13 protein-coding genes and 2 pseudogenes are annotated in these 13,693 nt (G+C 43.0%); 9 read left to right on the top strand and 6 right to left on the bottom strand.

Annotated elements, in window-relative coordinates; translation table 11 throughout:
- Positions 1-397 precede the first annotated feature (397 nt).
- Entirely contained in the window at positions 398-1,678 is a 1,281-nt protein-coding gene (egtB, locus tag ACT7WV_RS03340) for an ergothioneine biosynthesis protein EgtB (RefSeq protein WP_463424141.1), read from the top strand.
- Positions 1,679-1,793: 115 nt separating this feature from the next.
- Here egtB and ACT7WV_RS03335 read toward each other — a convergent pair whose 3' ends face one another.
- Positions 1,794-2,537: a 4'-phosphopantetheinyl transferase family protein gene (locus tag ACT7WV_RS03335; protein WP_445105568.1), complete on the bottom strand. Its 744-nt coding sequence runs from the start codon at positions 2,535-2,537 to the stop codon at positions 1,794-1,796.
- A gap of 81 nt (positions 2,538-2,618) precedes the next feature.
- Between ACT7WV_RS03335 and egtC the strand changes: the two genes are divergently transcribed.
- Positions 2,619-3,428: an ergothioneine biosynthesis protein EgtC gene (gene egtC, locus ACT7WV_RS03330; RefSeq protein WP_445101533.1), complete on the top strand. Its 810-nt coding sequence runs from the start codon at positions 2,619-2,621 to the stop codon at positions 3,426-3,428.
- A gap of 324 nt (positions 3,429-3,752) precedes the next feature.
- Here egtC and ACT7WV_RS03325 read toward each other — a convergent pair whose 3' ends face one another.
- The 4 genes from ACT7WV_RS03325 to ACT7WV_RS03310 form a co-directional block, all read right to left on the bottom strand.
- Positions 3,753-5,114, bottom strand: a complete 1,362-nt coding sequence (locus ACT7WV_RS03325; protein WP_445101532.1) for a 2Fe-2S iron-sulfur cluster-binding protein — start codon at positions 5,112-5,114, stop codon at positions 3,753-3,755.
- 270 nt (positions 5,115-5,384) lie between these two features.
- Positions 5,385-5,885, bottom strand: a complete 501-nt coding sequence (locus tag ACT7WV_RS03320) for a DM13 domain-containing protein (RefSeq protein ID WP_445101531.1) — start codon at positions 5,883-5,885, stop codon at positions 5,385-5,387.
- A 144-nt stretch (positions 5,886-6,029) separates the two neighbouring features.
- On the bottom strand, positions 6,030-6,599 hold the full coding sequence (locus ACT7WV_RS03315; protein ID WP_445101530.1) for a Crp/Fnr family transcriptional regulator: 570 nt from the start codon (positions 6,597-6,599) through the stop codon (positions 6,030-6,032).
- A 121-nt stretch (positions 6,600-6,720) separates the two neighbouring features.
- Complete coding sequence (locus ACT7WV_RS03310) at positions 6,721-6,870, bottom strand: hypothetical protein (RefSeq protein WP_445101529.1); 150 nt, start codon at positions 6,868-6,870, stop codon at positions 6,721-6,723.
- A gap of 123 nt (positions 6,871-6,993) precedes the next feature.
- On the opposite strand from ACT7WV_RS03310, the gene ACT7WV_RS03305 reads away from it, so the two are divergent.
- Together ACT7WV_RS03305 and ACT7WV_RS03300 are read left to right on the top strand one after the other, a co-directional pair.
- A complete protein-coding gene (locus ACT7WV_RS03305; protein WP_445101528.1) occupies positions 6,994-7,908 on the top strand; it encodes a LysR family transcriptional regulator in 915 nt (304 codons plus the stop codon).
- Between the two features lie 64 nt (positions 7,909-7,972).
- Positions 7,973-8,168 (top strand): annotated as a pseudogene (locus ACT7WV_RS03300) (DUF1822 family protein); the annotation flags it as partial.
- Positions 8,169-8,192: 24 nt separating this feature from the next.
- Here the strand turns inward: ACT7WV_RS03300 and ACT7WV_RS03295 are convergent.
- Positions 8,193-8,558, bottom strand: coding sequence for a response regulator transcription factor (locus tag ACT7WV_RS03295; protein WP_445101526.1), 366 nt, complete (start codon positions 8,556-8,558; stop codon positions 8,193-8,195).
- Positions 8,559-10,353: 1,795 nt separating this feature from the next.
- Here ACT7WV_RS03295 and cysC point away from each other — a divergent pair.
- The 5 genes and pseudogenes from cysC to ACT7WV_RS03270 form a co-directional block, all read left to right on the top strand.
- Positions 10,354-10,950 (top strand): annotated as a pseudogene (cysC, locus tag ACT7WV_RS03290) (adenylyl-sulfate kinase); the annotation flags it as partial.
- 39 nt (positions 10,951-10,989) lie between these two features.
- On the top strand, positions 10,990-11,382 hold the full coding sequence (locus tag ACT7WV_RS03285) for a VOC family protein (RefSeq protein WP_445105567.1): 393 nt from the start codon (positions 10,990-10,992) through the stop codon (positions 11,380-11,382).
- A gap of 139 nt (positions 11,383-11,521) precedes the next feature.
- On the top strand, positions 11,522-12,301 hold the full coding sequence (locus ACT7WV_RS03280; protein WP_445101525.1) for a hypothetical protein: 780 nt from the start codon (positions 11,522-11,524) through the stop codon (positions 12,299-12,301).
- An 18-nt stretch (positions 12,302-12,319) separates the two neighbouring features.
- Entirely contained in the window at positions 12,320-12,886 is a 567-nt protein-coding gene (locus ACT7WV_RS03275) for a chromate transporter (RefSeq protein ID WP_445101524.1), read from the top strand.
- A complete protein-coding gene (locus ACT7WV_RS03270) occupies positions 12,870-13,394 on the top strand; it encodes a chromate transporter (protein WP_445101523.1) in 525 nt (174 codons plus the stop codon). The genes ACT7WV_RS03275 and ACT7WV_RS03270 overlap by 17 nt, the downstream gene beginning before the upstream one ends.
- Positions 13,395-13,693 lie beyond the last annotated feature (299 nt).

Here is a 13,693-nt window from a genome sequence, read left to right as displayed (position 1 = left end):
TTTCAATAAAAAATGTTGCACGGTTTTAACGATAATCCCTCTTGAGCCAACCTCAAACATTAATAACAAATTGTTAGTTATAGTCTTGATGAAAACTTCTGGGTTCTGGAGAAATATCTGTAGTGATTATGACTTTTCTTTCAAAAAAGAAAATCAATCTTTAGTTCTATAATTGAACAGTTCAATTATACCGATGTGCGTACGAGAAAACATTGCCAGTCCTTAACCGTCTTCTTGTCAGTGACTCTGGTCATAGTATTTTAGTTCTCCCTATCTGTCTACTTAGGGATGACCTAACTGCCCAAACTCTGTAATTATTACTTCTGAACCTCTATTTACCAGAAACTGGAACCGTGTCCCGAACAGTAACATTTTCAGGGTGGGAAAAATCTTGAACTTGACATCAGTTACGTCAGTTACATCTTGTAGAAACTCAATACGTGATGCCCTGCATCAGTGCCGCACTGGCACCCTGGCTTTACTGCAAGGAATCGATGATGCTACCTTCCGTAGACAGGCTCATTCAGAATTTAGCCCCGTAGGCTGGCACCTTGGTCACATTGCCTTTATAGAAAGCTATTGGATACTAGAGCGCTGTGCTGGTTTCAAGCCAATGTTTCCCAAATATCAGCAGCTATTTGCTGCTGATGGCTTACCCAAGTCAGAACGCCAGAATTTACCAGCAATAGCAAAAATTTGTGATTATCTCGACATTATCAGAACCGAGGTGCTGAGCTATCTAGAAACTGCTCCCCTAGATAAGCAAGAGCGTTTGTGGCGCTGGTTAATTCAGCATGAGAGCCAGCATAGCGAAACAATCGCCCTTGTCTTGCAGTTACAACGCTCACAAGAGTCAAGGTTGGGAAGCTTAAAAGTTGACAAGTTGAAGGTTGAAAATTCCCATGAGACTTGTCAGGAACAACCGGCCAAGCCGAAGCTAGCAGAAATGCTCAATATCCCAGCTGGGGAGTTTGAGATGGGGAACGCATCGATTGACGCCTTAGATAATGAAAGACCCTGCCGCCGTGTATATTTGGATACCTACTGGATTGACCGCTATCCGGTTACTTGTAGAGATTATCGGGCATTTATCTACGCGGGTGGTTACCAAAATGACGCCTGGTGGTCAGTAGCGGGCTACCAGTGGCTTCGAGATAATCCCGTTGCTCACCCTCTGTACTGGTCGGCTGACTCAACCTGGGACGACTATCCAGTCTGTGGCGTTAGCTGGTATGAGGCCGAAGCCTATGCGAAATTTGTCGGCAAGCGACTACCTACAGAGGCAGAATGGGAAAAAGCTGCTAGTTGGAATCCTGCCACTGGAAATCGTTGTACCTATCCCTGGGGAGAAGCACCACCTAATCAACAACGCTGTAATCATGACAATGTTGTGGGACAAACAACCCCAGTAAATGCTCACCCGGCAGGTCAAAGTGCTTATGGCTGCTACGATTTGCTGGGTAATGTTTGGGAGTGGACATCAAGCTGGTTTGACGACCACAAGGGATTTGTCAGCTACCCTTACCGGGGCTACTCTCAAGCTTATTTTGACGGGCAGCACCGAGTGCTTAAAGGTGGCAGTTGGGCAACTCGCCCCTGGGCAATGCGTTCTAGCTTTCGTAACTGGTATTATCCGGATATTCGCCAAATTTTGGCAGGTTTTCGCTGCGCTAAGTAGGTTGCTTAGCTGCGCTAAGTAGGTTGCTTAGATGAAAGAGGAGTTGTTCTAATTAGGCTACGTTTCCCAATAGGGTCACGACATCTCGTGATCCTATACTATGGCGTAAGAAGAACTAGACCACACTCAAATAATGCAGATGCCAACCTTTTCCTTCTACCACTAAAGCGGCGGCGTAGTCAGGTGCTGGTGTTAGCTGATACATAGACCAGCAAGAGGCAGCCTCTGGGTTTCCTTGAATACTCAGCAGCGTTGCTGGTTCTGTCGGATTTAAAGAGACTTCTACCTGTTCGAGTCCTGCTAAGCCATCGCCTGTAGCTTTCAGGTAGGCTTCCTTACGAGTCCAACCGTTGAAAAATGCCTCCTGCTTGAGTTCTGGAGGAAGAGAATTAATGACGGCATATTCACTGGCACAAAAGAAGCGTTTTGCCAGTTTTTCGGCGTCAGGCATCGCACGGAGGTGTTCGAGGTCAATTCCCAAACGCTGCCCCCGTGTGACGGCATACAGCGCTAGTCCGTTGGAGTGAGATAAGTTAAAACAGAGTCCTCCACTGTTGTCGGTGTTAGCTAATGATGGCTTGCCACGGGAGCTATAGGAAAACTGTAGCTGAGTTGGTTCTAAGTTTAAATAGCGACTCAGAATAGCGCGCAAGAATCCGCGACCAGCGATAAAATGCTTTCTGTGCTGCTCAAAGCGAAATCTATTAGCTCTTTGCTGTTCGTCTGCTGAGAGGGTTTTTGTCAGTTGCTCAATCTGTCCTGCACTTAAATCGAGTTCAGCGCGCCAGATATGGACATCAGCATACGACAGCGCTAAGTCTGCTGGTGGAGGGTGCCATAGATTATCTGGTACTCTCATAAGTTCCAATCGGTTTCTCCTTAGTCTTGCTGATTTATTGTGCCTGTTTATTATTAATCATCTAGGAGCAAATCCCGTCCCATGTGTCGTTTACTTGGCTACCTTGGCCGGACTATTCAACTTGACCAACTGTTGTATAAGCCGGAACATTCGCTGATTGTCCAGAGTTACCAACCACGGGAAATGACTTCTGGAGTAGTTAACGCTGATGGCTTAGGCCTTGGCTGGTATCATCACGCCCAGCATACTGAACCTTTTATCTACAAAAATATACTGCCGATTTGGAATGATACGAATCTTCCTGAATTGAGCCGTTATGTCGAGTCAGGGTGTGTATTAGCCTACGTCCGCAGTGCTACTGTTGGTCAGGGGTTGGATTTGAGCAACTCTCAGCCATTTCGAGAGGGACGCCTTTTATTTATTCACAACGGTTTTATCAAAAATTTCCGCAAGACACTGTATCGACCCATACGCGATCGCCTTTGTGATCATGTCTATCAGTCCCTCCAGGGCACGACTGATTCTGAACACATCTTTGCTTTGCTAGTTAATCAGTTGCAGGCAGTTCCAGAGCAACCCATAGAAATAGCGTTACACCAAACATTGCTCACTGTAACTGAATTAGCTCAGTCCCATCAAGTCAGTTTTTCTGCCAACGTAATCATTAGTGATGGAAACCGTCTCATTGCCAGTCGCTATGCTCACGGCACTGCTACTCCTACACTTTACTGGCTCCGAGATGACCCAGCTTACCCGGAAGGGGTAATTATTGCTTCGGAACCCCTATTTGCGGGTAACTGGAATAGTGTGCCAAACGGTAGCATTCTTTGTGTTGAAAAGAACCTGGAAGTGCAAACTAACCAAGTTTTGCCTATAGCAATTTTAGACTAATTTTGACTTCTCCCCCCTTGCAAGCGGGGGAGAAGTCGCCAAGAGAAAATAGTTAATTTAAAATTGAGAATAAGATTCTGTAACTTCAATTTAAGCTTAGTGTTCCACTGCTTTTAAGCTCAACAGGTAGCTCTGCATTCTTGATTCAAAGGATATCCTCGATTAGCCAGCTTATCTGAGATAAATATTCTCTCACTACTGTTTGTTACAAGATATAGTGGTTCCCAATTAGATGAGATAAACTGTTGCTGCATTTAAGAAGATTTGCTCAAAGGGACAGGAAACAGATAATAAGTAAACGGTAAACTTCAACAATTAACTTGTTTAGAGATCGAGAACTATTTTTGAAGTTTTAGGTCGGGAAACACAGATTAGTACAGACCCAGGATCGGGAGTACCTGTCGGAGGTTCTTCGTAAACAACTTCTCCTTCTTTAATTTGGCACATACAGGTTAAACAAATACCCGCTCGGCAACTGAAATCAGGGTTAATACCATTAGCTTCAGCAAATTCCAAGATGGTGCCATCTTCAGGATGCCAGTTTAAGGTTTTACCAGACTGAGCGAAAACAACTTCTGCTACCCCAACCTTCCCATTGTTTAAAGAAACCGAAGTACTCTCAGATGTCGCTTTCTTACCATTGCCAAAGGATTCAAAAAAGACGCGATTATTCGGAACTTTACTTTCTTGAAGTCCTACTCGCAAAGATTCCAAAAAAGAGGGAGAACCGCACAGAAAATATTCTGCATCCGTAGAACCGTAAATTTTTTCTGGTTTAGGTGCAACTAATTCTTGAATGAGAGCAGCATCAACATAACCAGTACTGTGATAGTAACCTTCATCTTCTGCTTCGGGACGACTGTAGCGAAAATGAATGTGTAGATTAGGATTGTACTTTGCTAAGGCCATTACCTCATCTCGAAAGGCATGGTAAGGGCCATTTCTAGCACCATGTAAAAACCAGATGTGCTTATTTGGGTTGAGGCGACTACAAGCTTTTGCCATGGCAATCATGGGCGTAATGCCAACACCGTTACTGACAAGTACCGCAGGTAAAGGCTTGCTAAGTGTAATGAAAAACTTACCATTTGGAGGCTTAGCCGAAATTATCGACCCTTCTTGAACCTGGTCATGCATAAAGTTAGAAACAATACCAGGTGGAACATTTAACCCCTGAGGAGAACTTTCACGTTTAATAGAGAGACGATAGTATACACAAGGGGCTGTGTAGTCGGAAAGTGAGTAGGTGCGAATCACAGGTCTAGCCTGTCCGGGAATATTCAGTTTAATGGTTAAAAATTGACCCGGTTGAAAGTAAGGAAGTGTCTCCTGATCCTCTGGTTTAAGGTAAAAGGAGGTGATTTCTTGGCTTTCTTTGACCTTACGAACGATGACAAAATTGCGCCAATCTTGCCAAGCTTTGCCTTCATTAGCAGTCTGTTGACTACAATCTGGAGCAGATTCTTTTTTACTTTCTTTACTAGTACCGTAGATCACGCTTAGTAAGGCACCGCAAGCAGCACTGAGCAGTGAGCTATACACACCGAACTTATGTGCCGACTCATCTCTCGGCTTGGTAATTCCAATTGCCAGAGCGACAATTATTGTAACTATCGAAGATGCAGTTAGTGCTGCCGTAGTACTTCTGAGGAAAGGATTTTCAATTTTTCTCAGACTTGCAAACATGGGCAGTTTTTCACTCCCAAAGTCAATGTTTTTTAAGGATTAAAAATTTATCCGCAATCAATGTGTTGTAATCAATTTCTATTGTTATCGGCAGGCAAATTATTTAAGCTAAGTCAATTGTCTATTTTGTCCGTTTGGCGATAGAGAGTCGTCCTTTACAGTGCCCATGATTAGCATGAGCCGCTCCTGCACTGATGACTCATTCAGCTGACAAAAGGCAAACTAAATTAGAACCAGCCTTGGTTGATCTGTTACCAGAATTTCGCAAAACTAGAGACTGCCAGCAGGATTACCTTCTTGCAGCTTGGCATAGCCAATAGTTGCATTTGCCATCCGACACCAGATGACAACCGACTTAAAATTAGCCAGATTGATCGCATCAGGAATGGGATAGCGTTGTGCACCCTTAACTTTTTCTAGACGGCCTAAATTAACATAACCGCCAAAATTGGCATAAGTTTTCGGGGGCGTGGCATTTGGTTCGAGTAGGACGTGCAAATCAGGAGCCATATCTGTTGTGCTAAAGGCTGCATCGAGTTCTAAGTACCTTTGTCCGTCTTCAACAACAACACGAGCAACACCCGTTGTTGGTGCTTCTGCTGCGACAAACGTTCCTGACAGAAGAGCCGTGGGTTGCGCCGATACAACTGTTTTTTGAATGCCGTTTGAGTCAAAGATGGGAGCTGCAACCGCACTGATTACCCTACCTGAGATGGCGACCAAGCAGGCTGAAATGAGTCCGAGTTGGACTAACTGGTGATATTTCATCATTTCTTGATAAAGGAATATAGAGTTGGGGCGATGCAAGTTTTGTTTTTTTTGCACTTAATGAAGTGCCCAAGAATCTCGAAGCAATATTAAGGGATAATCACGAAACTTAAAGTGGCAAGCTTTACTAAACTCACTTGATTATAATCAAGCAGGTGATGAATCGTGCAAAGTAATGACTCCCTTGCAACGAGCAATTGTTCCCTCTTGTTCTAGTCGTGTTAAGGCTCGTGAGAGGGTTTCTGGTGTAAAACCTAACTCCGCGGCAATCTCTTTGAGGGGTCGATCAAAATTCACCATCTGAGAATTGTTGCTTTGGGTAAAGTAATGCAGATACTTAAGTAATCGCTGATCAGCAACCTGAATTTCCCGCAATTCCAGGTAAATTTTCAGGGATTTAATTTTTTTCCCTAGCATCATCAAAAACTTTTCTGTCAGCTCAGGATTATCCTGTAATGTTGATAGCAGAGAGGATTTTGGGTAAGCTATGACCTCTGAAGCCACTTCAGCAATCGCTGTACAGCCGTAAACCTCGTCAAGCAAAGCTGTTTCAGCAATACTTTCACCAGCTCTAGCCACCCCGAAGCTTACTAGTCGGCTGTTACTGGTGTAACGAACGATTTTCAATCTTCCAGTTTCAACAACGAAGATAGCCCGTGCTAAATCACCCTGATGAAAGAGTCGCTGTCCAGCTACAAGATTTCGTTTGGTAGTCACTTGGCTTAGGGTACAGGGAAGACTATCTAGTGTTGAAAAATCCATCCTCGTGTTCAACAATCCATCCATTTTCCCAAGTTCTGCTGCTGAAAATTTTGGAGGGCAGTGGCAGTGATACCCTCTAAAGTAAGACTAGATCAACACCTTCGTTGAGCAAGCGCTTCAGCTGCTGCCAGAGAGTAACGCTGGTATAACGTAATGTCCGGGTAGGTTGCTTTGCCAGTTGTCTGACCCTTTCCCAGACACGAGCTATGGCTACTTTTAAATCCATCGCTTTTGCTTCCAGTGTGGTGGCATGAGTTGTTCTATAAGTAATCGTTACTGATTTCCCAAAAACTGAGAAGACAGCAAAAAAGAATATAATTTATTCCAAATCAGAATAAATATAGCAACCATGGATCGCATTGCCTGCATGAAAAGTTTTGTGCGAACGGTTGAGACGGGTAGCTTTTCGGCTGTGGCAAGGGAACTGGAAACAACGCAACCAACGATAAGTAAGCAAATTGCTGCCTTAGAGGAATACCTAGACGTACAATTGCTCACTCGTTCAACAAGAAGCCTGAATCTGACTGATGACGGGGAACATTTCTATGATCACTGTCAACGAGTTCTGGAGGCTGTAGCCGAAGCAGAAGCTAGTGTGGGACGACGAAAAAGGCCTTCGGGTCTATTGCGTGTGAGCTGTCCTGTTTCTTTTGGACAGTTCCAAATTATGCCGCGTCTGAAGGCATTTATTGACGCTTACCCAGAGATCAAGATTGATTTGATGATGAAGGATTGCTTTGTTGATCTGGTGGAGGAGGGTGTGGATTTGGCGATTAGAATAGGTCAAGCGAAAGATACTTCCCTGATTTCCCACCAGATTGGCACAACTAGACGCGTGACTGTTGCCTCTAAAGCGTATTTTCAACAAGCTGGGGAACCCCAAAAACCCGAAGACCTTACTGAACAAAACTGCATTGTTTACACTCCCCTTTCAACTGGCAACGAATGGCACTTTCAAGCCCGAAATGGACTTGCGAAAATTAAGGTAACAGGAAATTTTAAAACAGATAGTTCTGTGGCTATCCGACAGGCGGTTTTGTCTGGTATAGGTATCGCGGTTGCACCAGTTTGGTTATTCAGTGATGAATTTCATCGGGGAACACTTCAGGTGGTTCTTCAAGAATATCAGCCAACACCTTTACCGATTTGTGCTGTTTATAAAAGAAGCCGCTTTCAGTCAGCCAAGGTTAGCTGCTTCATTGATTTTTTAGCTGACGAGTTTCGAGTCGATCCTTGGGTATCTGATTTTGGTCAATCTTGTTAATTGCTTGAAGTGGATCTAGATTTTTATTTACTTCACCAATTATCGCATATCTAGTGTTACCCCTGGTAGCCTTATACCAAGTGGATTTAAGCTTAAACTTTTGACCGAAGACTTACAAGAGTTTGAAAAAAAATCAAGATTTAGCTGTCACTGCTGTCGAGCTACTTTACGTCGAGGTATCCTTAGAAACTGGAGAAGGATTAGTCTGGAAAATTAAGCCAAATCCAGAAAACTACGACCGGGAAATTTTACGTTTTTAAACGGATTTTCTTTGATGGTTGCAATTAAGCTTTGAGCAGGTGTTTAACGGCGTCAATGAATTCTTCCTGATCAACAGGCTTACTCAGATAAGCATCAGCTCCCTGTGTCAGACCCCAAAATTTATCCATCTTTCCTCCTTTGGTAGAGCAAATAATTATAGGAATACTACTGGTGTGGGCCTGGGCCTTGAGTTCGCGGCAGATCTCAAAACCACTACGGTCTGGTAGTACAACGTCTAGGATTATTACATCTAGTTGATGGCGACTTACTGTTACCATAGCTTCTGTGGCACTGCTGGCAGTCAAGACCTGAAAACCTGCCTGCTGCAAATACTTGGCAAGGATTACTTGCTCAGTTAAAGAATCTTCTACGATAAGAACAGTGTTCACAATATTTTTTCCTTAACAGATAATTTAAATGAGTGTGGTTAATTGGTGAGGGATGCTCAATTTAAGAAATAATGAACACTCCAACCATAACAAAAAATAACAAACTCCTCTCGCTTTTCCCTGAGTCAGGCGTTGCAGAAATAAACCGCAATTCGCCGCAGAGTAAGCAGTTATTTATGAAGTAAAGATTAAGTTATGGGAGCAGTAGGGTAATTTAATGCGTAATGTTGCGGTCTATTACCAATTAGAGGATCTCTGCACAGTAACCCATCAGTTTTTACTGATGGGTTAGACTCAATTTAAGCAAAACTCTGCCGTAAAGCTGTCGATATAGTTGAGTTTTTCGGACGCGCTACGTGAACGACAACCCATAGCATCTCGAAAAGAAGGCTACACGCACCCTATCCGACTCAAGATTCACTCGATAAGTCAGCGTTTTCTGAAAGTGGAGTGTATGGGTTGCAGGGTGTGGTGTGCATGGTTATGCTTAGAACTCCCCGGCTAGCACTAGGTTGAGACTCTTCCCTCAAAAATCAGAAGGGAGTCAATTCCGGTGATTTTTTTTACAAAAAGTTATGCAGCCTACCTTCAGTCTCATTTAAATGGAAGACTAGCCACCGTAAATACACTGGTTTTTCGGTAAACTATTCTTTCTATATCAGTAGTTTCACTGTTGATTTACTGTTAAACTACGGTGATATTACCTCTTCCTTAGCTATTTTTGCCTCCAATGTCAGGATATGCTATGATTTTGAGCAACCTAGCCTAGCTAACTGACAAAAGCCTCAGGAAATTTACTGATTTTTGGAAATTTTGGTAAAGTTAGAGGTTTCCAATTTAAAGTTTCGGTAAAGTTAGCAGTTATAGCTAGACAAACACCCTGAAATTCGTGTTATTTTCTTAGGTAAGAGAAAATTTTGAATCAGGGTGCATTTGTATTAAGTTCAGAGACCAGACAAGAGTAAGATGTAGGGACAAAGTCTAGTAACCTACTGTAATTTATCTTGGATGAAGTTTCAATTCATAAAATGCTTCTCATTCAGATAACAGATCGAGACGCTACTTTTCTCTAGAAGCATTTTCTAAAATCAGGAGAATCGAATGATCAAACCCTATAGGCGACTCGAAGAGAGTTTTTTTTCTACGCAAATCTCTAGTCGTACAATCGGTTTAAATTGATATTAGCCATCTGCATAGCGTAAAGCACTAGCAATTTTTAGAGTTGGGCTGAAAATATGGAGCCACTACCCTTGAGAATTGCTCGATGATTAGTCCACAAGAAATGCGGTTAGTATTTCTCACCAAGGGCTACGGGCAGAAAGTTAACTCATTACACAGCGCAATTGTTGCAGTATTTGCCAACTAGTAATCATCCCTAACTGATTGCCAATAATTCATAGCAAGCTCATTACAGGCATCAAGACAAAAGCTGCCTCATGACAAAGCTTTACATAAGCCTCAACATTAGTATATTCTTTGTTGAGAGAATAAAAAACAGCTAGCCCTGAACTTGAGATTGTAGTAGTATCTCCTACTAAGTCTGAACTTGAGGTTGTAATGCGGTGCCCTAATTTATATGAGGCAAACCTACTTTTGGAAGAGCTGCCAAGGCGAAATAGAAAGCCCTTCCTCTGGGTGGCTATAACAACTTTGGTTGAAGTAGGCAGGTAATGTCAATTTCCTGGTCAAACAGTAAGCTGCGCAGGTGATTAACAAGCTAGAAAACAGCTTTCTTTGTTCTGCTTTCCCTTGTTGCTAACTACTTCTGGTAAACAGATTAGAGGATTGAATTTTAATGCCTACAGAAGCACAATTATTGCATGAAACTAGCTTTTCACGCAACCTAGACCTGATTAACCATGGGGAGCAAACAACTGGTGCGACTATCTGGTTAACTGGTCTGAGTGGGGGAGGTAAAACCACCATCAGTCGATTTGTCGAGCAGGAGTTGCGCTCGCAAGGATACCAAGTTGCCGTGCTCGACGGTGACGTGGTGCGTCAAAACCTAACTAAGGGTTTAGGTTTTAGTAAACAAGACCGGTACGAAAATATCCGTCGCATTGGCTTTGTTGCCGATCTCCTCAGCCGGAATGGTGTCGTTACAATAGTTTCAGCCATCTCACCCTACCGCGAACTTCGCGAAGAAATGCGACAGCGCATTGACAATTTTGTTGAAGTATACGTTAACGCACCACTAGAAGTTTGCGAGCAGCGAGACGTTAAGGGGCTATACAAAAAGGTACGATCTGGTGAGATTAGACACTTCACTGGTATAGATGACCCCTACGAACCGCCTCTTAACCCCGCAGTCGAATGCAGAACCGATCAGGAATCCATTTTTGAGAGTGCTAATAAAGTTTTAGCAAAGCTTAGGGAATTAGGCTATGTTCAAACTCAAAATAATTCCAGATGTCTTCCCTTCCATCTTTCGATGTGTGTCAACGATCTTGAGTCAACTAGACACTTTTATAAGAACATTATTGGTGTTGAAGAACGCCGAGCTTCCCAGTCATCAGTTCATTTCAATTTTTATGGTTGTCAACTTACCTTCCATGAAATGAAGGGATACAGCGCTAAGAGTGTTCAAAAAAAAGTTGAGGCTGAAGATGTGCCAGTTCCACACTTTGGAGCCGCCTTAACTTTTGGAGAATTTGAAAATACCAAAGAGCGCTTGATTGCTCATGGAATCAAGTTTATTAAACAACCGCACTTGCGATTTATTGGTAAGGGTCACGAACAATACGTAATGTTCATTAAAGATCCTTCAGGTCATGGAATAGAAATAAAGTCTTTTACCAAAGTATCTGTCGGAACCTGGGCTTGATTAAGACAAAATTTATCTAGCTCTGGCTTTCTCATCAATCCATTTACAAGACTACCTTAGAACATTACAAATGGCATTACCAACAATTAGATTGTTCATTTCTCCTTGTAGAAGTGGCAGTACAGCCTTTATGCAGTCCATGAATCAAAGCCCTCATGTACACTGCTTCTACCAACCAATGAAGGAAGGTATTCGGGAAGGAGAAAAAAAGCCAGACTACAGTATTTTTGATGGCTCTCATCCTGCTTTTACCAAACACTCAGCAGAAATCTTTTTCATCAAAGAAGTGCTGGGTCATGCCTACCAAGAAGAATGCTCCTTTGAATTATTTCCTAATCAAGAGGCAATTAAGTATTCCAGACCTCTCTTTCTTTTACGAGATCCCGTAGGAACCTGGAGTTCTTGGAAAAAATGTAAAGCTGCTGGTAAAGAGGGCTGGGAAGGTATCTGTGATTTGAACCTATTTAAGATTGCCTATCAGCATACTTACGATACTTTCATCAACGCTAAGCCTATTTCGGATCAAGTTACTTGTTTGACTAGAGAGCATTTACTTAAAGAGCCGCGACATGTATTTCAATTGATTTGTCGTCGTTGGGACATTCCTTTTACTGACAACATGATTAATTGGAGCAAGCCCTTTGATGTCAATAGTTTCAGTTGTGGAGAAAAGCAAAGAGAAACATCTAACGGCACGCAATACGACCATCGAGAAACCTTCAACAGAATACAACATCAGGATGTTAAACAGTCTATGGCTTTTTATGCTGTTGAAAACAATAAAGACAGATGGCAAGAATCATTGGTAACGCTGGAAGAACGGGAAGAAATTGAAGCTAGTTTAAGACCTTTGCATGACAAGTTTGCTGCCTGGAGTGAAGAGTATTATCCCCTAGAAACAAGTCTTCAGAGCGCTTAAAAGGTCAAAACACATTACATGAATTCACAGCAGAAAATAAGTTATTCTCCTCTGAGTGCTCTGATCATCATATTTGCCAAAGTGGGAGCAATGGCTTTTGGTGGAGCTGTATCTGCCTACCTTTTGCACCATCTGTTGAAGCATGGCATGTTAACAGAAAAGGAGTACCTGGAAGTCCTTAACTGGTGTCAGTCGTTGCCTGGTCCACTGGCAACCAATCTCTCAGCTTATTTGGGGTGGCACTTCAACGGAGCTTGGGGTGCATTCCTTGCTACGGTTGCTCTGCTGCTGCCGGGTGCTTCAGTAATAATGTTGGTATCTCAGGTCATCTCTGAGGCACCTGAGCAGCAAGTATTTCAAGGGATACTTTCTTCAGTAGCAGCAGCCGCAGTTGGACTCATTGCGGGGATGACATGGCTGTTGGCAAGGCGTTTAGATGATCGCAGTTGGTTACTAGTTGCAGCTATTATCTTTGTCCTGGTGGGTATTTTAAAGATAGCTGTACCTTTGGCTATTCTTTTCGTTGCGCCTCTCCTCTGGTGGTTGGTCAAAAAGAAAGGAGAAGACAATGAAAGTTCTACTTGATCTATTTTTTACCTTTGCTTACCTAGATCTGATTAGCATCGGTGGAGCACTAGCAATGGTTCCAGAGATGGAACGCCAAGTTGTTACTGTCCACGCTTGGATGAGTCATCAGGGGTTTGTTGACGCTATTGCCCTAGGTCTACTTGTACCAGGGCCAAATATGCTTCATGTACTTTACATCGGTAATCAGGTGGCTGGTTTCCTGGGAGCACTGGCTGCTGGTCTAGGCATGTTTGGCCCCACATCCTTTTTGCTCGCTGGTGTAGCGAGTTTTGCGGCAAGACCACGTCCTCCCCTGTGGATCAAACACTTTCATACTGCTTGTGGTCCTGTAACCATAGGTTTGATGACTGCTGCTGCTTGGAGTCTGGGACAGAACATGGCAGGGGATGTTTTTAGCATTGTTATCTGCTGTTTAGCGGCGCTATTAACTGCTCGGCGCTTACTTGACCCAGCTGGAGTGGTTTTGTTGGCGGCTGTGTTGGGCGCTATACGGACTATTTTTTAAGCTTGATTGTACTTAAGAGTTAAGCGCATTCCCAAACTAGACTCAGCTATGCCATTGAAGATTAATGCGATCGCAGCTAGTCTAGCATGTGATCTCACAAACCTAGCCGACAATTAAATTACGTTGAGCAGCAATTACTTTTATTCTAAGATTACTATGGAGTGTGTTTATCGAGTTGAACTGTCTTGCTCTTAAGCTACTACTATATATTTACAGACACATAAGTTACCACGAATATCCAAGATACTGCTGCATTTACAGATTCTCTTGTTGTCAGAATCTAACTTAGGAGAACACCT

It is taken from the genome of Symploca atlantica LB2515 (assembly GCF_052546295.1).
The sequence above is the reverse complement of the archived record's forward strand: the minus strand, read 5'-3'. Positions and strand labels throughout refer to the sequence as shown.